The sequence below is a fragment of the Brevundimonas naejangsanensis genome, assembly GCF_000635915.2.
GTDB lineage: Bacteria > Pseudomonadota > Alphaproteobacteria > Caulobacterales > Caulobacteraceae > Brevundimonas > Brevundimonas sanguinis.
The window spans coordinates 2709485-2728543 of the sequence record NZ_CP015614.1; the positions used below are offsets into that span (position 1 = coordinate 2709485).

Sequence of the window (19059 nt, forward strand, 5' to 3'; positions counted from 1 at the left end):
CTGTCATTCCTCGCGGAATGGCTTTAGCAGAGACGACGATTGTTCACAGAGGCCGCGAGGCGCCCGCTTGTCTGCTCCCAAAGCCCTGTTCGTCAGCTCCAACCGGATCGGCGACTGCGTCATCTCCTCGGGCGTGATCCGCGAGATCGCGCGCCAGCTTCCGGGGGTTCAGATCACCGTCGCCTGCGGCCGGCCGCCCGCGCCCTTCTTCCGTTCGGCCCCGAACGTCGAGCGCGTCATCATCCTCGACAAGAAGAAGGCCGCCGGACACTGGCTCGATCTGTGGAAACAGGTGCGCGGCACGCAGTGGGACATGGTCGTGGACATCCGCGGCTCGGCGCTCGCCTATCTGATCCCGGCCAAGCGCCGCATCGTCTACACCCGCCGCTGGGAGACCGGCCTGCGCAAGGTCGAGATGGTGTCGGCCCTGATGGGCTCGTCCACGCCGCTGGACCCGGAAATCTTCCTCGACGATCAGGCGCGGGCCGAGGCCGCCGCCGTCATCGACCCGCAGCTGGCAGGCGGCGCCGGTCCCGGCCCGATCATCGCGCTCGCCCCCATCGCGCACCAGCCCGGCAAGTCGTGGCCCGCCGAGCGCTGGGGCCAGCTGGTGGAGAAGCTGAAGGCCGAGCCGCGCTTTGACGGTTGGCGCTTCATGCCGGTCGGCGGCCCCGGCGACCGACCGCCCGCCACCCCGGCGCTGGAGGCGGCGGGACCGCGCGGCATCGACTGCGTGGGCAAGGGCGACATCCTGTGCTCGGCCGCCGCCATCGACCGCGCGACCCTGTTTGTCGGCAACGACAGCGGCCTGATGCATGTCTCGGCGGCGCTGGGGCGGCCGACGCTGGGCCTGTTCGGTCCGACCGAGTGGTGGCTCTATGGACCCTGGGGGCCGAAGACGCGCACCGTGGCCTCGAACGAGACGCGCGGCCAGTTCGCCCCGATCGAGGACCTGAGCGTTGATCATGTGTTCGATGGGGTGCTGGCGCTGCACGACGCCTATGTCGCGAACGGGTTTAACCCCGAGAAGCCTTGAAATCCGGGCCTTCTATCGCCATATTCGCGGCGCTCGAAGAGAATGGCGCCTGGCGCCGTCCGCCTTCGTCCGCTCATTTCGCCTATCTTCTGATCACATAAGGAAACGACGCCCATTCGCCGTCCCATGCAAGCGCCGCCCGTAAAGGACGGGCCGCCCATCAACCAGGATATCCGCGCCGCCCGCGTTCTGCTCATCGACCAGAATGGGGAAAAACAGGGCGTCATGCCTTTGTCCGCCGCGCTTGAGGCCGCCGAAGAGGCTGGCCTGGACCTGGTTCAGATCGTCGCCAACGCCGAAACGCCGGTGTGCAAGATTCTCGACTACGGCAAGCATCGTTTCCAAGAACAGAAAAAGAAGGCTGAGGCGCGCAAGCGTCAGAAGGTCGTCGAGCTGAAGGAAATCAAGCTCCGCCCGAACATCGACAGCCACGATTACGATGTGAAGGCCAAGGCCATGCATCGCTTCTTCGACGACGGCGACAAGGTCAAGGTGACCATCCGCTTCCGGGGCCGCGAAATGGCCCACCCCGAACTGGGCATGAAGCTGATGCACAAGGTCCAGGCCGATTTCGAGGAAGAGGCCAAGGTCGAGTTCCATCCCAAGATGGAAGGCCGCCAAATGATCATGATCCTGGCGCCGCGCTGATCGCGCACTGAACGACAAGACTATGGACGCCCCGGCCTAGCGGCCGGGGCGTCTTACTATCCGGCGGGAAAAACACGAATGACGGCGCAGACGATCAAGGCTCCCGGCGGGGGCGCTCCGACCCTGGCGGTTCTGTTCGCGGTGGTCTTCATCAATCTGGTCGGGTTCGGCCTGGTGGTGCCCCTGCTGCCGTTCTTCGCCCAGAGCCTGCAGGCCGAGCCGTGGCAGATCACCCTGATGTTCTCGGCCTATTCCCTGGGTCAGTTCTTCGCCGAGCCCTTCTGGGGGCGGCTGTCGGACCGGATCGGGCGCAAGCCGGTGCTGCTGGTCACCTTGGCGGCCAACGCCCTGGGCTATCTGTTGCTGGCGTTTGCGCCGACCATCTGGGCGGCGATCCTGGTGCGGCTGTTCACTGGGCTGGGCGCGGGCAATATCTCGACGGTCCAGGGTTATATCGCCGATGTCACCCCGCCCGAGCGCCGGGCCGGACGCATGGGGATGATCGGCGCCGCCTTTGGTCTGGGCTTCATCGTCGGGCCAGGCTTGGGCGGGCTGCTGGTCCAGCCGCAGATGGGCCATGTCGGCTATCAACTGCCGATCTTCGCCGCCTCGGGCGCTGCCGTGCTGGCGGCGCTGGGCGTGATGTTCTTCCTGCGCGAGAGCCGCACGCGGACGGATCCGGCGGCGCCGCGTCCGGCATTCCTGTCGGGCGTCAGCTTCGCCCGCACCGATGAGGTGATCTCGCGCGTCCTGGTGGTCAGCCTGATCTATCTGGCGGGCTTTTCGGCGATGGAGGCCGCCTTCGGCCTGTGGGCCGAGCAGCGCTACGCCTGGACGGCGCGCGAGGTGGGGCTCAGCTTCATGATCGTGGGGCTGATCTCGGCGGTGAACCAGGGACTGGTGGCCGGGCGGCTGGCGCGGCGCTTCGGCGAGGCGCGGGTGCTGGCGGCCGGGATGCTGCTGTTCGGCCTGTCGTTGGTGCTTCAGGTGGCCGCGCCGGTCGCCTGGTTCCCGGCGGGGCGGATCGACCTGGGCCTGTTCAGCCTCCCGCTGGTCGCCGGCTGGATCATTCCGGTCATCATGGGGATCGGCGCATGCGGCATGTCGCTGGCCATGCCCAACATCTCGGCTCTGATCAGCCGTTCGTCGCCGCCGGACCGGCAAGGCGCCATGCTGGGGCTGAACATGGCGGCGGGCTCGATGGCGCGGATCGTCGGCCCCATCGTCGCCGGGGTGCTGTATTCGGCGGTCGGGCCGGACTGGCCCTTCCTGGTCGGCGCCGCTCTGACCCTTCCCGCAGCGGCCATGGCGATCAACGCCGGGCGCGCCGTGCGCCGTCGTTCGGCCCGGGCGTGACAAGGCCAGCGCGGACTCTTCTTGCCTCTGCGCGGCTCTTGGCGTAAAAGCCGCGCCTTCGCGTACCGGACCGCCGGGCGAACAGGCATGCCTGGGCGGTCTTGAATCAGGCTGGCGCTGGTCGGGCTCAAGTAGCTCGAAGAGCGGTAGCCCTCTAAAAGACAGAGAGTGAAAATGCCGAAGCTGAAGACGAAGTCGGGCGCCAAGAAGCGCTTCAAATTCACCGCGACGGGCAAGGTCAAGGCTGGCGTGGCCGGCAAGCGCCACCGCCTGATCAGCCACAACTCGAAGTACATCCGCCAGAACCGCGGCACTTCGGTCATGGCCGACGCCGACGCCAAGAAGATCAAGTCCTACATGCCGTACGCCTGATCGGCGCACGCAGACACGATCTCTCAACCGCTTAGAATTTGAACTAAAGCCTCTCATGCAGTGAGCCGCCGCGCGGCGAACGTCAGAGGCTTCCCGAAGGGAAATTTACAATGGCTCGCGTCACCCGGGGCGTCACCGCCCACGCCAAGCACAAGAAGATCCTGAAGCAGGCCAAGGGCTTCTACGGCCGCCGCAAGAACACCATCCGCGCCGCCAAGGCCGCGGTGGATCGCGCCGGTCAGTACGCCTACCGCGACCGTCGCAACAAGAAGCGCTCGTTCCGCGCTCTGTGGATCCAGCGCATCAACGCCGCGGCCCGCACCGAAGGCTTCACCTACTCGCAGTTCATGCACGGCCTGAACAAGGCGGGCATCGAACTGGACCGCAAGGTCCTAGCCGCCATCGCCGCCGATGAAGCCGGCTTCAAGGGCATCGCCGACAAGGTTCGCGCGGCCCTCGCTTAAGCCTTTCTCCCTCACGGGATGAAGCAAAAGCCCTCCGGTTCGCGCCGGGGGGCTTTTTGCTTTCGTTCCTAACGGCTAGACGAACCCCCATGACCGATCTCGCTCAACTGGAACTGGACCTCATCAACGCCATCGGCTCGGCCGAGAGCGTGGCGGGTCTGGAGGACATCCGCGTCGCCGCCCTCGGCAAGTCCGGCTCGATCTCGGGCCTGCTGAAAGGCATGGGGGCGCTGAGCCCGGATGAGCGCCGCGAGCGCGGCCCCGTCATCAACGGCCTGCGCGACCGGGTGTCGTCGGCCCTGAGCGCCCGTAAGGCCGAGCTGGAAGCCGCCGAACTGGACGCTCGCCTGCTGGCCGAACGCGTCGACCTGACCCTGCCCAGCCGCCCTCGACGCAAGGGCGGGGTGCACCCGACCATGCAGGTCATGGACGAGATGGTCGCCGTCTTCGCCGACATGGGCTTCTCGGTCGCCGAGGGGCCGGACATCGAGGACGACTTCCACAACTTCACGGCCCTGAACTTCCCGCCCAAGCATCCGGCGCGCGAGATGCACGACACCTTCTTCCTGAAGCCCGACCCGGAAACGGGCGAGCGCAAGGTGCTGCGCACCCACACCAGCCCGGTGCAGGTCCGCACCATGATGTCGCAGAAGCCGCCGATCCGCATCATCGCGCCGGGCCGCACCTTCCGTAAGGACAGCGACGCGACCCACACGCCGATGTTCCACCAGATCGAAGGCCTGGTGATCGACCGCGACATCCACATGGGCCACCTGAAAACGACGCTGGAGACCTTCATCGCCCGCTTCTTCGAGCTGGACGACGTGCACGCCCGTTTCCGCCCGCACCACTTCCCCTTCACCGAGCCCTCGGCCGAGATGGACATCCGCTGCGACCGCTCGGGCGGCAAGCTGACCCTGAACGAGGGCGAGGACTGGCTGGAGATTCTGGGCTGCGGCATGGTGCACCCGAACGTGCTGCGCAACTGCGGCATCGACCCGGACGAGTATCAGGGCTTCGCCTTCGGCATGGGCGTTGATCGCCTGGCCATGCTGAAATACGGGGTGCCGGACCTGCGCCCCATGTTCGAGGCCGATACGCGCTGGCTGGCGCACTACGGCTTCTCCGCCTTCGCCGCGCCGAATCCGGCGTCGGGCCTCAGCTGAACTGGAACACGCCCATGACCGACCAGACCGAGATGTCGCCCGATGAAAAACTGGGCCGCGAGATCGTCGCCCGCACCACGTTTGAGAAGGAAGCCGTCTGGCTGCCGTCCCTGGCCGTCCATCACATGAACGCCGGACAGGTCTTCATCGACGGCAAGACCTTCACCGAATGCCTGATCGAGGGCCCGGCGGTGATGGCGATCATGAACGGCACCACCTTCGACGGCTGCAACATGGGCGTGGCCGAGGACCCGCGCACCCTGTTGCTGGACCCGCGCGGCTCCATGATCGCCGGCGCGATCGGCATGTCCAACTGCCGCTTCGTGCGCTGCCGCTTCGTGCAGGTGGCCTTCACCGGCGCCAAGGAGGCGCTGGACGAACTGGAGCGGGGCCTGCTGAGCGCCCGCGCCGAGGCGCAAGCCAAGGGGTGACGCCTGCGGGCGCCGGGAGCGGCGCCGCTCGCCCCCTTCAGTGTTCTTTGAAAGATTCTCATGACTGACACTCCCATCACCCTCGAAGCGCTCGGCCCCGGCCCCACCTATGTCGGCAAGAACGTGTGGCTGCCCCAGCTGTTCATGGAGACGGCGCGCGCCGGCCTGCCCGTCATCGAGAACCGTCGCTTTGAGAACTGTCTGATGGAAGGGCCGGCCGTCCTGCTGCCGCTGGAAGGCTGCAATTTCGACGGCTGCAACATGGGCGACGCCAAGGGCGATCCGCGCAACCTGATGCTGACGCCGATGGGTCCGCAGCGCGTCACCGGGCCGATCCCGTTCAAGAACTGCCAGTTCATCAACTGCAACTTCCTGGGCGTTGGCTTCACCGGCCCGTCTGAGTTCCTCGACAATATGGCAGCGGCGCTGTCCCAGTCAGGATCGGCCCAATGAAGTTCACGCTTTCCTGGCTGAAGGCCCACCTCGATACCGAGGCGCAGGTCGATCAGGTCGCCGAGGCCATGACCATGGCCGGGCTGGAGGTCGAGGAGGTCCACGACCCCATCGCCGCCCTGGCCCCCTTCACGGTCGCCAAGATCGTCTCCGCCGAGCGTCATCCAAACGCCGACCGCCTGCAGGTCTGTCAGGTCGAGACCGTGGACGGCCTGAAGGAGATCGTCTGCGGGGCGCCCAACGCGCGGGCCGGGCTGACCACCATCTACGCCCCCATCGGCGCCTATGTGCCGGGTCTGGGCGTGACCCTGGTCGAGAAGCCGGTGCGCGGCGTGGTGTCCAACGGCATGCTGTGCTCGGCCGCCGAGCTGGAACTGGCGGACGACAGCGACGGCATTCTGGAGCTGTCCGACGACCTGCAGGTCGGCGCGCCTGCTGCGGGCGTCTTCGGCGCCGAGCCGGTCATCGACTTCGAGGTGACGCCGAACCGTCCCGACTGGCTGGGCGTGGCGGGCATCGCCCGCGACCTGGCCGCCGCCGGGCTGGGCAAGCTGACGACGCCGGAGATCGCGCCGGTCGCCGGGGCTTTCAACAGCCCCGTCTCGGTGACGCTGGAGGCGCCCGAACTGTGCCCGGTCTTCGCCGGTCGCGTGATCCGGGGCGTGCGGAACGGCCCGTCGCCGCAGTGGCTGCAACAGCGGCTGACGGCCATCGGCCTGCGTCCGATCAACCGCCTCGTCGACATCACCAACCTGATTTCCTACGACCGCGCGCGGCCGCTGCACGTCTATGACCTGGCGAGCCTGTCGGGCGAGGGGATCGTCGTGCGCGCCGGTCGCGGCGAGGCTGATCAGATCGAGGCGCTGGACGGCAAGACCTATGCGCCGGGCGCCGCCGACTGCGTCATCGCCGACGCCGGGGGCCAGCGCGCCATCGGCCTGGGCGGCGTCATGGGCGGCGTCTCGACGGGGTGCTCGGACGACACGGTCGACGTCTTCGTTGAAAGCGCCTGGTTCGACCCCATCGCCACGGCCCAGACCGGGCGCTCGCTGGGGATCAACTCGGACGCCCAGTACCGCTTTGCGCGCGGCGTCGACACGGCCTCGGTCGTGCCGGGGCTGGAGCTGGCGACGCAACTGATCCTCGACCTGTGCGGCGGCGAACCGTCGACGGTCACGGTGGCGGGCGAGGCTCCGGCCGCCCCGGCCGCCTTCGCCTTTGATCCGTCCTATGTGAAGCGCCTGTCGGGCATGGACCTCAGCGACGACCGGATCTTCGAGATCCTGTTCGCCCTGGGCTTCACCGTCATGCGCGGTTCGCCCTGGTCGGTGACGCCGCCGTCCTGGCGACGCGACGTCGAAGGCCCGGCCGATCTGGTCGAAGAGGTCGCCCGCATCGAGGGCTACGCCGCCCTGCCCGACACGCCCTTGCCGCCCGTCGCCCCGGCCCCGGGCGGGGTGCTCAGCCCGCGTCAGGCGCGCGTGCGCACGGCCCGCCGCGCCCTGGCGGCCCTGGGCTATGCCGAGGCCGTCACCTGGTCCTTCACCAAACAGTCGATCGCGGCCCTGTTCGGCGGCGGCGACGAGCGCCTGGTGCTGGAAAACCCCATCGCGGCTGATCTGGACTGCATGCGGCCCTCGGCCCTGCCGAACCTGATCCAGGCGGCGGCGCGCAACGCCGCGCGCGGCCACGCCGACGTCGCCCTGTTCGAGATCGGCCCCATCTATCTGGACGATCAGCCGAACGGCCAGCGCACGGTCATCGCCGGGTTGGTCGCGCCGCACGCCGACCGGCACTGGGGCGGAGCGGATGAAGACCCCCTGTTCGCCTTGAAGGGCGACCTGCTGGCCGTGCTGGAGGAGATCGGCGCCCCGGTCGGCTCCCTGCAGCTGGCGCAAGGGTCGAACCGCGACTGGTGGCACCCGGGCCGGTCGGCCCGGCTGCAACTGGGACCCAAGAACGTCATCGTCGAGTTCGGCGCCCTGCACCCGCGCGTGCTGAAGGCGCTGGACGCGGACGGGCCCATGCTGGCGTTCGAGATCGTGCTCGATTCCGTGCCCGAGCCTCGCGGCAAGGGCGGCAAGGCGCGCGGCGCGGCGGATCTGCCGAACCTGATGCCCCTGACCCGCGACTTCGCCTTCCTGATGGACGAGGCCAAGGCTGTGGGCGACCTGACCCGCGCCGTGGCGGGCGCTGACAAGGCGCTGATCGCCGATGTCCGCGTGTTCGACGTCTATCGCGGCCAGGGCGTGCCGGAAGGCCAGAAGTCGGTGGCCATCGAGGTCGAGATCCAGCCTCGCGCCGCCACCCTGACGGAGGCCGAGATCGAGGCTCTGATGGATAAGGTCAAGGCCGCCGCCGCCAAGGCGGGCGGAACGCTGCGCGCCTGAAGACAGATAAATCCGGCGGCCTGAGACACGGGCCGCCGGAACTTCTGCGGCCAAGCAATCTTCGGTTAACCTTAAAGCCCCAAGGCTGCCGTAAAAGGCACGGACGGTAGGCCAAGCCCGCGACGACGGGCGGACCGTCCTTAGCCGGGAGCCTCGACCATGCACCGCCGCCAACTGATCCGCACCAGCCTCGGCCTCGCCGCCGCCGGCGCCCTGCCCGCCGGCCTGGGCGCCTGCGCCAGCCGCCCGCCGGCCGATCCCAACTATCCGATCGCCTCCGACAACAACGCCCAGGCCTATACCTTCGACGAGCTGGTCGCCGCCGGGTCGCGCGAGCTGGGCATCGCGGCCGAGGCCGTGGGCGGCGCCATCGAGCGCATCTTCGCCGAACAGGGCGACCGCCCAACCGCCTATATCGCCGGCGAAGAGGGCGCAGGCGCCGTCGTGGCCGGCCTGCGCTATGGTCGCGGCGCCCTGCACATGAAGGACCTGTCGGCCTCGCAGGAGGTGTTCTGGCAGGGCGCCTCCATCGGCTGGGACTGGGGGGGCAACGCCAGCCGGGTCTTCACCCTGGTCTACGGCCTGTATCACCCCGACATGCTCTATCGCCGCTATCCGGGCGTCGAGGGCTCGGCCTATCTGATCGCGGGTCTCGGCGTGAACTATCAGCGCGCCGACGGCATCGTCCTGGCCCCGATCCGCACCGGCGTCGGCGTGCGCCTGGGCGCCAATGTCGGCACCATGAGCTACAGCCGCCAGCGCAACATATTGCCTTTCTAAGGGACGCTATGCTCGGGTCGCGGACCCTCGCGGCTTGAGCGAAAGAAGGCGCGTCGATTTCGGTCGGCGCGCCTTTTGTGTGTCAGGACTGTTCCTCGGCGAGGATCGCTTCCAGCCCTTCGCGGTAGGAGGGATAGCGTGGGCGCCAGCCCAGTTCGGCCTTGGCGCGGGCGTTGGAGACGCGCTTGGAGTCCAGGTAGAAGCGGCGCATGGCCTCGCTGACTTCGGGGGCGGTCCAGTCGACTTCGGGCGGACGCGGCAGGCCCAGGCGCTCGGCGGCCCAGGCGGTGACGACGTCGGCGGAGGTCGGTTCGTCGTCGGTCAGATTGTAGACGCCGCCGGGGCGCGGTCGGGCCATGGAGGCGAACAGGCCCGAGACGATGTCGTCCACGTGAATGCGGTTGAACACCTGGCCGGGCTTTTTCACCAGGCGCGCTGTTCCGGCGCGCAGGCGGTCGATGACGCTGCGGCCGGGACCGTAGAAGCCGGGCAGGCGGAAGACCTGCAGCGTCAGCCCCATGCCCTGGGCGCCGTCCAGCCAGTCGCGCTCGACCCGCGCGCGGCGGGCGCCTTCCAGCGTGGCGGCGTTCAGCGGATCGCCCTCGAAGGCCCAGCCGCCCGCCCGGTCGCCGTAGACGGCGGTGGAGGAGGCATAGCCGATCCAGTCGGGCCAGGCGTCAGCCGCCAGGGGCGTCAGGGCGCGCAGCGCCGGGCAGCCGTGGGCGTCCGGCGGCGTGGTGATCAGCACCGCCTGCGCGGCGGCCAGAGCCGCGCCCAGGGCCGTGGCGTCGGCCGGATCGACCGGCGTCATCCCCTGCGCCGCCAGCGCCTGACGGGTTTCGGGATCGCGCGAGGTGGCGAAGGCCCGGCCGCCGCGCCGCAGGGCCTCGCGCCCCGCCGCCTGTCCCAGATAGCCGCCGCCGAAGACCAACAGGGACGGGGCGGCGGCGGGTTCAGTCATCAGGCTTCGGCTTCTCAGGCGGACAGGATGCGGACGGGGGCGGCGGCGAAGGCCGTTTCAGCCTCGTCGCGGAGGGCGTCGGCGCGGCCGGCGTTCCAGGCGGTGACGCAAGGGATTTTGCTGCGGTCGGCGCGATCGGCGTAGCGGCGGGCGATGTCGGTCACGTCGGCCATCAGCCCCTCGGCCAGGGTGATGGGCTTGAGCCCCAGCTCGCGGAACTGATCGTTGGCGACGACCAGTTCGTTCTCGTCGGCCTCCTGACGCGGGTTGGCGACGTTGTGGACCGGGGCGCCCGTCATCTCGGCCACCATCTGCGCCAGGTCGCGCACGCGGCGGCTCTCGGTCATCTGGTTGAGGATCTTGACCCGCTCGCCGCGCTTGGGCGGATTGTTCAGCGCCAGCTCGACGCAGCGCACCGTATCCTGAATGTGGATGAAGGCCCGCGTCTGGCCGCCCGAGCCGTGGACCGTGAGCGGATAGCCCAGCGCGCCCTGCATCAGGAAGCGATTGAGCACCGTGCCGTAGTCGCCGTCGTAGTCGAAGCGATTGATCAGGCGCTCGTCCTGCTTCGTCTCCTCGGTCTGGGCGCCCCAGACGATGCCCTGATGCAGGTCGGTGATCCGCAAGGAATCGTTCTTGGCGTAGAACTGGAACAGCAGGGCGTCCTGCGTCTTGGTCATGTGATAGATGCTGCCGGGGTTCGGCGGGAACAGGATTTCCTGCTCGGTCGGGCCGTGGTCGGTATCGACCGTGACCTTCAGATAGCCCTCGGGGATGCGCAGGCCCGCCGTGGTGTAGCCGTAGACCCCCATGGTCCCCAGGTGGGCCAGGTGGACATCGCGGCCGCTTTCGACGATGGCGGCCAGCAGGTGGTTGGTGGCGTTCAGATTGTTGTCGACGGTGTAGATCTTGTGCCGCGCCGACTTCATCGAATAGGGGGCGGCGCGCTGTTCGGCGAAATGGACGACGCTGTCCGGCGCCCAATCCTTGATCAGGGCGACCAGGCGGTCGAACTCCTTGCCGACCGTCAGATTGACGAAATCGATGGTGCGGCCCGACACCTCCTTCCACGCGGCGATGCGCTCGCCCATGGTGCGGATCGGGGTCAGCGAGCGGATTTCCAGCTCATTGTCGATGTTGCGGCGGCTGAGGTTGTCGACGATCAACACCTCCCAGCCGCGCGCCGACAGGTGCAGGGCCGTGGGCCAGCCGCAGAAGCCGTCGCCGCCCAGAATCATCACGCGCATCGGTCGAACCTCGTTTTCAACGTCCCCTCTTGCCTAGCCGAACGCGTGAGCGGGCGAAAGCGTGGCGCGCGGGGAGCGGCTAAAGCGACGCAGGACGAAAAAACAGAGTCCAATTCGTCTGAATCGTCTGAAATCGGAGGGATTGGTCCGGCGCAAACGGGATCATGAGGCGATGGGATAATGAGGCGGACTGAACAGGGGACGCAGAGGGCGGGGATTTGAAATCAAAGAGGTTTTCAAAGCCTGACGTGCAGGCGTCGTTCGTCCTTCTCCCCTTGTGGGAGAAGGTGGGCGCCGAAGGCGCTCGGATGAGGGGTGTGAGCGCGACCTTTAGACGACGAGGCGGAACACTAGCGGCAGGTTTGCAAACGCGCGCCACCCCTCATCCGTCAGGCTTCGCCTGCCACCTTCTCCCACAAGGGGAGAAGGGAGTTAAAGCAGGCCCTCAATGGCGGCGCGGGCGGCGTCGCCCAGGTCCGGGCGCTTCAGGGCCAGGGCGACGTTGGCGCGCAGCAGGCCGATCTTGTCGCCGCAGTCGTGGGTCACGCCCTCATACTCATAGGCGGTGAAGGTCTGCGACTGCATCAGCCGGGCCATGGCGTCGGTCAGCTGAATCTCGCCGCCCGCGCCGCGCTCCTGCGTCTCCAGCAGGTCGAAGATTTCCGGCTGCAGGATATAGCGGCCCGAGATCGACATGTTCGACGGCGCCGTGCCCTGGGCGGGCTTTTCGACCATGCCCTTCATGCCGTAGCGGCGGCCGTCGTGGGAGGCGGGGTCGATGATGCCGTATTTGTGGGTGTCGGCCTCGGGCACGGCCTCGACGCCGATGACGTTGCCGCCGACTTCGGCGTAGACCTGGGCCAGCTGCTTCAGCGCGCCGGGCTGCGAATCCACGATCACGTCGGGCAGGATGACGGCGAACGGCTCCGGCCCGATGATGTCGCGGGCGCACCAGACCGCGTGGCCGAGGCCCTTGGGCTGCATCTGGCGGGTGAAGCTCATCTCGCCGGCCTGGGCCAGCTCGGCGTTCATGGTCGCCAGGATCTCGGTCTTGCCCTTGGCCAGGAGCTGGGCCTCGAGCTCGATCTGGTGGTCGAAATAGTCCTCGATCGCCTGTTTGGCGCGGCCGGTGACGAAGACGATGTGCTCGATCCCCGCCTCGCGCGCCTCTTCCACGATGTAGGAGAGGATCGGCCGGTCGACGACGTTCAGCAGCTCCTTGGGCGTGGTCTTGGTGCCGGGCAGAACCCGCGTGCCGAGACCGGCTACGGGCAGGACCGCCTTGCGCAGAGGGGCTGGGCGAAGGCGGGCGGGGGAGGTCGTCATGGATCGTCCTGATCAGCCTTGGGGCGCCTGTCATAGGCGCAATTTGTGAAGCTTCCAAACGCCCCCGGGCCGATCGGGTTCGCCTATTCCACCGTCACCGACTTGGCCAGGTTGCGCGGCTGGTCGACGTCGGTGCCCTTCTGGACGGCGGTGTAATAGGCGAGCAGCTGCATCGGCACGGCGTAGACCAGAGGCGCGATCAGGGCCGGACAGTCCGGGGCGTGGACGCGGCGGACGCCCGCGCCGTGCAGGGCCGGCGCCGTCTCGGGCGTGATCATGATGACCGGTCCGCCGCGCGCGGCGACTTCCTGCAGGTTGGAGGCGGTCTTCTCGAACAGGTCGTCCAGCGGGGCCAGGGCGACGGTCGGGGTGGCCTCGTCGATCAGGGCGATGGGGCCGTGCTTCAGCTCGCCCGCCGCATAGCCCTCCGCGTGGATGTAGCTGATCTCCTTCAGCTTCAGCGCGCCTTCCATGGCCAGCGGGAACATCGGGCCGCGTCCCAGGAACAGCACGTCGCGCGCCTTGGCCAGGTCGAGCGTTAGGGCGTGGATGCCCGCGTCCATCTGCAGGGCCTCGGCGATCAGGCGCGGGGCCTCGAACAGGGCCTTGACCAGCTCGGCCTCCTGAACGGCGTCGATCCGGCCGCGCGCCACGCCCGCCGCCACGGCCAGCGACAGAAGGGCGGCGACCTGGGCGGTGAAGGCCTTGGTCGAGGCGACGCCGATCTCGGGGCCGGCGTGGGTGGGCCACAGCACGTCCGCCTCGCGCGCCATGGAGGAGGTGTGGACGTTGACGACGGCGGCGGTCTTCAGTCCCTGCGCCTTGCACCATTTCAGGCCCGCCAGGGTGTCGGCGGTCTCGCCCGACTGGCTGACGGCGACGGCGAGCGTGCCGGGCGACAGGGCCGGGTCGCGGTAGCGGAACTCAGAGGCGATCTCGACGTCGCAGGGCAGGCCGGCGTACTTCTCAAAGGCGTATCGGCCGATCTGGGCGGCGTAGAAGGCGGTGCCGCAGGCGACGATCTGGATGCGGCTCAGGGCGGCGAAGTCGACGGCCTGAACCTTGGCCTTGCCGGAGACCAGGTCGAGGTATTCCGACAGGGTGTGCTGGACGCTGTCGGGCTGTTCGTGGATCTCCTTCTCCATGAAGTGGCGGTATTCGCCCTTCTCGACCAGGGCCGAAGAGGCCGAGACCTGGACCACGGCGCGGTCGGCCGGGCGGCCCGAGGCGTCGACCATGCGCGCGCCGGTGCGGGTCACGGCGACGAAATCACCCTCTTCCAGATAGGAGATCCTCTGGGTGAAGGGGCCGACCGCCAGGGCGTCCGAGCCCAGGTACATCTCGCCCTCGCCCCAGCCGACGACCAGGGGGCTGCCGCGACGCGCGCCCAGGATCAGCTCGTCCTCGCCCTCGATCAGCACGGCCAGGGCGTAGGCGCCGGTCAGACGGTCCAGGGTGGCCTTGAAGGCGTCCAGCGGCGCCATGCCGGCGGCCAGCTTGTGGTCCAGCAGGTGGGCGACGACCTCGGTGTCGGTCTGGCTTTCGAAGACGCGGCCCTCGGCCTCCATCTCTGCCTTCAGTTCGGCGAAGTTCTCGATGATGCCGTTGTGGACCAGGCAGACGCGCCCGGCCTTGTGCGGGTGGGCGTTGCTGGTGGTCGGCGCGCCGTGGGTGGCCCAGCGGGTGTGGCCGATGCCGACGGTTCCGGCGACCGGCTCGGCGGCCAGCACGGCCTCCAGCTCGCGGATCTTGCCCTTGGCGCGGCGGCGCTCGATGCGGCCCTCGGACTGGACGGCGATGCCGGCGGAATCGTAGCCGCGATACTCAAGCCGCTTCAGGCTGTCGATCAGGCGAGAGACGACGGGGCCGGTTCCGGTGACGCCGATGATGCCGCACATGAGGTCTGCTCCGATGGGCAGGCAGCCGCCGCTTTTTGCGCCGCGCCGCGAAATTGAGGTAAGCGAGAGGGTTCAGCCTCCGCCCTGGATCTCAGCTCTAGGAAATCGCGGGGGCGGCGACATCAAAAAATGGGTTTCGGAAGGTTTCTTTGCAAACTCCGGGGCCGCCAGCGAAGGACGGCCTCTTGGGCGAGAGAAAATACTTCGGCACCGATGGCATTCGCGGCCGGGCCAACACCCATCCGATGACGGCCGAGGTGGCCCTGCGCGTCGGCCTGGCCGCCGGGCGTTTGTTCCGCACCGACGACGACCGGCGCCATCTGGTGGTGATCGGCAAGGACACGCGCCTGTCGGGCTATATGATCGAGCCCGCGCTGGTGGCGGGGCTGGCCTCGGTGGGCATGGACGTGCGCACCTTCGGGCCGCTGCCGACGCCGGGCGTGGCGATGATGACCCGCTCGATGCGCGCCGATCTGGGCATCATGATCTCGGCCTCGCACAACGACTACGCCGACAACGGCATCAAGCTGTTCGGCCCGGACGGCTACAAGCTGTCGGACGAGATCGAGCTGAAGATCGAAGCCATGATGGACGAGGCCCTGGATCAGGACCTGGCGCCGTCGAACAAGCTGGGCCGGGTCAAGCGGATCGACGACGCGCCGCCCCGCTATATCGAAATCGCCAAACAGGCCTTCCCCAAGCGGCTGAGCCTGAAGGGTCTGCGCATCGCCATCGACTGCGCCAACGGCGCCGGCTATCGCGTGGCCCCGACGACCCTTTATGAGCTGGGCGCCGAGGTCTTCCCCGTCGGGGTGGAGCCGAACGGTCTGAACATCAACGCCGAGTGCGGCTCGACCCATCCCGAGACCGTGTCGGAAGCGGTCAAGCGCTATCGCTGCGACATCGGCATCGCCCTGGACGGCGACGCCGACCGGGTCATCATCTGCGACGAAAAGGGCCATGTGGTCGACGGCGATCAGATCATGGCCCTGATCGGCCTGGACTGGGCCAAGCGCGGGCGGCTGAACGGCAACGGCGTGGTCGCCACCGTCATGTCCAACCTGGGACTGGAGCGCCGCCTGAAGGCCGAGGGCCTGACGCTGGAGCGCACCAAGGTCGGCGATCGCTACGTCATGGAGCGGATGCGCGAGGGCGGCTTCAACATCGGCGGCGAACAGTCGGGCCACATCATCCTGAAGGACCATGCGACGACGGGCGACGGCCTGATGGCCGCGCTGCAGGTGCTGGCCGTCCTCGTCGAGGCGGGCGCGCCGATGAGCGAGCTGGCGCGCCAGTTCGAGCCGGTTCCGCAACTGCTGCAGAACGTCCGCTACACGGCCGGCAAGCCGCTGGAGGACGAGAAGGTCAAGGCGGCGATGGCCGAGGCGGAAGCCGCCCTGAACGGCGCGGGCCGCCTGCTGGTCCGCCCCTCGGGCACGGAAAAGCTGATCCGCGTCATGGCCGAGGGCGATGACGAGGCCCTGGTCAAGCGGGTGGTCAACGAGGTCGCCGAGGCGGTGAAGGCGGCGGGCTGATCGCGCCCGCCGCTTGCGCCGTCAGATGGCGGACAGGGCCTGATCCAGGTCGGCCCACAGGTCCTCGACGTTCTCGATGCCGACCGACAGGCGCACCAGATTGTCGCCGATGCCGCTGCGGGCCTTGGCTTCTGGCGTGTAGTCCGAATGGGTCATGCTGGAGGGGTGCGAGGCCAGGCTCTCGGCGCCGCCCAGGCTGACGGCCAGTTTGAACAGGCGAAGCGCGTTCAGCATGCGGAAGGCCTCGGCCTCGCCGCCCGGAAGTTCGAGCGAGAAGGTCGAGCCGGCGCCGTTGCACTGGGCCTCGAAGATCGCCTGCTGTTCGGGCGAGGCGTCCGGCCCGCCGGCGGTCAGGACGGCGCTGACGCGCGGGTCGGCGCGCAGGCGCTCGGCCAGGATCAGGGCGTTGTCCTGCGCGCGCTCCATGCGGATGTGTAGGGTCTCCAGACTGCGCAGCAGCAGCCAGGCGGTGTGCGGGTCGGCGGTCGTGCCGCAGATGGTCCGCATCTCGCCGACACGCGCCATGATCTCGGCTCCGCCCATGCAGCCGCCCGCGATCAGGTCCGAGTGGCCGCCGACGTATTTGGTCAGGGAATAGAGGACGAGGTCGGCGCCGAGCTCCAGCGGGCTCTGCCACAGGGGGCCGAGGAAGGTGTTGTCGACGGCGACGGCGGGCGGTTCGGCCTGATCCAGCGCCTTGGCGGCGTCGACTGCGCGGGCGATGTCGACCAGTTGGTTGGTCGGATTGGCGGGGGTCTCCAGATAGACGGCGGCCAGGCGTCCGCCGGTGGTCTTGGCCTGGTCGGCCGCCGCGATCATGGCCGCGTCCAGGGCGTCGGCGCCCTCGGCGGCGGGGACGCTGATCGCCTTGACGCCGTAGCGGGGCAGGATGCGGTCGAACAGGTATTCGGTGCCCCCATAGGCCGGGGCCGTATAGAGGATGACGTCGCCGGGCCGCACCAGGGCCAGCATGGCGGTCGAGATGGCGGCCATGCCGCTGGAGAAGACCAGGGCCTTGTCGGCCTTGTCCCAGACGGCGAGGCGGTCCTCGAGGATCTCCAGGTTCGGATTGTTGATTCGCGAATAGATCAGGCCCAGCGCCTCGTCCGGATCGCGCTGGCGCAGGCCATAGGCGACTTCGAAGAAACGCTTGCCGTCCTCGGCCGATTTGAAGACGAAGGTCGAGGCCTGGAACAGCGGCGCCTTGATCGCGCCCTCCGACAGGGCCGGATCATAGCCGTAGCCCATCATCAGGGTTTCAGGCGCGAGGGTGCGGTCGCCGAGGACGCGCGTGCGGTGGCGGTTCATTATTATGTTTCCTCTCCTGCGCCGGTGATAGCCGACCCGGAAAAGGCCCGCCAGACGCTAAGTCATGGAGGAGAGGCGCAGCGCTTTGGAAATTTCGACCGCAGGGCGGCCGGCGGGGATCAGGCCGTCAGGACGCGGGCGAGGGCCTCGATGCGCTGGCGGATATCCGGCACGGCGACGGTCTCCCAGAAGGCGGCGCGGGCGGGCGGGCCGAGCATGAACAGGCCAGGATCGGCGGCGCCGTCGGCGTGGATCACGCGCCCCTCGGCGTCGAGGTCGAGGCCCAGGCCGACGAGATCGAGGCGGGCGCGGCCCTGCGCGATCAGGGCGGCGGTCAGGGGCGCGCGGGCGGCGTCATGGCCGGGGCCGGTGCAGTCGATCAGCCAGTCGGCCGTCAGGCGCTGATCCTCGCCCTTGCAAGCGCGGATGCTCAGGGCGGCGCCATGGTCGCCCGCCTCGACCTCCTGCACGCGACCGGCCAGAACCGCCAGGCGGCCCGCGGCGATCAGGGCGTCCAGGGCGGCGGCGATCTCGGGGGCGATGCGGTGGCGGTGGACATCCCACCATGGCCTCAGGTGGCGCAGGAAGCGGGCGCGCTCGGCCGTCGTCGCCGTCCGCCACAGCTCGGCGGTGACGGGGCGATAGCCCTCCATGACGCGGCGCCAGCCGTGCTCGCGCGCCAGCCGCCGCGCCGATGCCAGGCGCAGGGATAAGGCGCCGGTCAGGGCGTCCGAGGGCAGGTCGAGCGGGGCGTCGTGATGGGGGCCGTGGGCGCGCGGCAGCAGGCCCCGGCGCGACACCACCGTCGCCCGGCCGCGCCAGCCCTGGGCCTGAAGCGCCAGCGCCACGTCGACCATGGTCAGGCCGGAGCCGAGGATCAGGACGGAATCCTCGGCGCCGACGGCGGCCAGGGCGCCGGGCGCCCACGGATCGGCGAGGCGGCGGGGGCCTTCGCCCGCCACGGCGGGGCGCGGCGGCGGGTTGCCGGTGGCCAGCGCCACGGCACGGCCGGGGATGCGGGCGCTGTCGGCGAGGATGACGGTCTCGCCTTCGATGCGGACGGCCTCGCCCTTCACACGACGGATCAGGCCGGGATGGGCGGCCTCGGCCTCGGCCAGGCGGGCCTGCACATAGAGGCCGTAGAGGCGGCGCGGGGCGAAGCCGTTCGGATCGGCGTAGGCGGGGGCGTGGAGCGCCAGCCAGTCGGTGAAGTCGGCGGGCCGGTCGGGGCGGGCGCTCATCCGCTCGGCGCGGACGTTCAGCCGGTGGTCGTCAAGCGGCGTGGAATAGGCGACGCCGGGGCCGATCCGCTCGCCGCGCTCGATCAGGACCGAGGCCTGACCCAATCCGGCCAGGCGTGCAGCCAGCATGGCGCCGGAGAACCCGCCGCCGACGATGACCACGGGGAGGGAGGCGGCGTCGTTCATCAAGGGAAGACGCCAGAGGCGGGCCGGAAGGTCAATCTTCCCTGCCCCACTTTGTAGGAAGTTAGACAGGCCCGCGTTTCTCCCTCCCCGTCCCGGGGAGGGTGGTCGCGCAGCGACCGGGTGGGGAGGGCCGGGCGAGGCGGGGCTTGGCCTGTCTCGCCACCAGCCTGCCTGGCCCCCAGCGTATCTGGCCCCTGCGTCTACATCGCCTCGCCGCCCCCACCCGTCTTCGGCTTCGCCTCAGCCACCCTCCCCGGGACG

Annotated in this window: 17 protein-coding genes; 11 read left to right on the forward strand and 6 right to left on the reverse strand. The window is 69.0% G+C overall.

Annotated features, from left to right (window positions below; genetic code table 11):
* The first annotated feature begins 67 nt into the window (after nucleotides 1–67).
* From DA69_RS13005 to DA69_RS13050, 10 genes are all read left to right on the forward strand, one after another.
* A complete protein-coding gene (locus DA69_RS13005; protein ID WP_025976292.1) occupies nucleotides 68–1036 on the forward strand; it encodes a glycosyltransferase family 9 protein in 969 nt (322 codons plus the stop codon).
* Nucleotides 1037–1162: 126 nt separating this feature from the next.
* Nucleotides 1163–1684, forward strand: coding sequence for a translation initiation factor IF-3 (gene infC / locus DA69_RS13010; protein ID WP_025976291.1), 522 nt, complete (start codon nucleotides 1163–1165; stop codon nucleotides 1682–1684).
* Between the two features lie 78 nt (nucleotides 1685–1762).
* Nucleotides 1763–3040: an MFS transporter gene (locus DA69_RS13015; protein ID WP_025976290.1), complete on the forward strand. Its 1278-nt coding sequence runs from the start codon at nucleotides 1763–1765 to the stop codon at nucleotides 3038–3040.
* 174 nt (nucleotides 3041–3214) lie between these two features.
* Nucleotides 3215–3412 carry a 50S ribosomal protein L35 gene (gene rpmI / locus DA69_RS13020; RefSeq protein WP_003166435.1) on the forward strand — a complete coding sequence of 66 codons (198 nt, stop codon included), beginning with the start codon at nucleotides 3215–3217 and terminating at the stop codon, nucleotides 3410–3412.
* Between the two features lie 110 nt (nucleotides 3413–3522).
* Complete coding sequence (gene rplT, locus DA69_RS13025) at nucleotides 3523–3876, forward strand: 50S ribosomal protein L20 (RefSeq protein ID WP_025976289.1); 354 nt, start codon at nucleotides 3523–3525, stop codon at nucleotides 3874–3876.
* 89 nt (nucleotides 3877–3965) lie between these two features.
* Nucleotides 3966–5042, forward strand: a complete 1077-nt coding sequence (gene pheS, locus DA69_RS13030) for a phenylalanine--tRNA ligase subunit alpha (protein ID WP_025976288.1) — start codon at nucleotides 3966–3968, stop codon at nucleotides 5040–5042.
* 14 nt (nucleotides 5043–5056) lie between these two features.
* Nucleotides 5057–5473, forward strand: a complete 417-nt coding sequence (locus DA69_RS13035; protein ID WP_025976287.1) for a hypothetical protein — start codon at nucleotides 5057–5059, stop codon at nucleotides 5471–5473.
* A gap of 60 nt (nucleotides 5474–5533) precedes the next feature.
* Nucleotides 5534–5926: a pentapeptide repeat-containing protein gene (locus DA69_RS13040; RefSeq protein WP_025976286.1), complete on the forward strand. Its 393-nt coding sequence runs from the start codon at nucleotides 5534–5536 to the stop codon at nucleotides 5924–5926.
* On the forward strand, nucleotides 5923–8316 hold the full coding sequence (gene pheT, locus DA69_RS13045; RefSeq protein WP_025976285.1) for a phenylalanine--tRNA ligase subunit beta: 2394 nt from the start codon (nucleotides 5923–5925) through the stop codon (nucleotides 8314–8316). The genes DA69_RS13040 and pheT overlap by 4 nt, the downstream gene beginning before the upstream one ends.
* A 159-nt stretch (nucleotides 8317–8475) precedes the next feature.
* The gene (locus tag DA69_RS13050; protein ID WP_025976284.1) at nucleotides 8476–9096 is read left to right on the forward strand and encodes a DUF1134 domain-containing protein; all 621 of its coding nucleotides are present in this window, start codon (nucleotides 8476–8478) and stop codon (nucleotides 9094–9096) included.
* Between the two features lie 82 nt (nucleotides 9097–9178).
* Here DA69_RS13050 and DA69_RS13055 read toward each other — a convergent pair whose 3' ends face one another.
* The 4 genes from DA69_RS13055 to glmS form a co-directional block, all read right to left on the reverse strand.
* The gene (locus tag DA69_RS13055; protein ID WP_025976283.1) at nucleotides 9179–10057 is read right to left on the reverse strand and encodes an epimerase; all 879 of its coding nucleotides are present in this window, start codon (nucleotides 10055–10057) and stop codon (nucleotides 9179–9181) included.
* Between the two features lie 14 nt (nucleotides 10058–10071).
* On the reverse strand, nucleotides 10072–11304 hold the full coding sequence (locus DA69_RS13060; RefSeq protein WP_025976282.1) for an NAD-dependent epimerase/dehydratase family protein: 1233 nt from the start codon (nucleotides 11302–11304) through the stop codon (nucleotides 10072–10074).
* Nucleotides 11305–11736: 432 nt separating this feature from the next.
* The gene (gene galU, locus DA69_RS13065; protein WP_025976281.1) at nucleotides 11737–12630 is read right to left on the reverse strand and encodes a UTP--glucose-1-phosphate uridylyltransferase GalU; all 894 of its coding nucleotides are present in this window, start codon (nucleotides 12628–12630) and stop codon (nucleotides 11737–11739) included.
* 83 nt (nucleotides 12631–12713) lie between these two features.
* Nucleotides 12714–14528 (reverse strand): glutamine--fructose-6-phosphate transaminase (isomerizing), encoded by a 1815-nt coding sequence (gene glmS, locus DA69_RS13070; protein ID WP_025976280.1) that lies wholly within the window; start codon nucleotides 14526–14528, stop codon nucleotides 12714–12716.
* A 185-nt stretch (nucleotides 14529–14713) separates the two neighbouring features.
* On the opposite strand from glmS, the gene glmM reads away from it, so the two are divergent.
* Nucleotides 14714–16063, forward strand: coding sequence for a phosphoglucosamine mutase (gene glmM, locus DA69_RS13075; RefSeq protein WP_064108295.1), 1350 nt, complete (start codon nucleotides 14714–14716; stop codon nucleotides 16061–16063).
* Between the two features lie 21 nt (nucleotides 16064–16084).
* Here glmM and DA69_RS13080 read toward each other — a convergent pair whose 3' ends face one another.
* The gene (locus DA69_RS13080) at nucleotides 16085–17371 is read right to left on the reverse strand and encodes a cystathionine gamma-synthase family protein (RefSeq protein ID WP_025977980.1); all 1287 of its coding nucleotides are present in this window, start codon (nucleotides 17369–17371) and stop codon (nucleotides 16085–16087) included.
* 119 nt (nucleotides 17372–17490) lie between these two features.
* Nucleotides 17491–18798, reverse strand: a complete 1308-nt coding sequence (locus DA69_RS13085; RefSeq protein ID WP_025977981.1) for an FAD/NAD(P)-binding protein — start codon at nucleotides 18796–18798, stop codon at nucleotides 17491–17493.
* Between the last annotated feature and the right edge of the window lie 261 nt (nucleotides 18799–19059).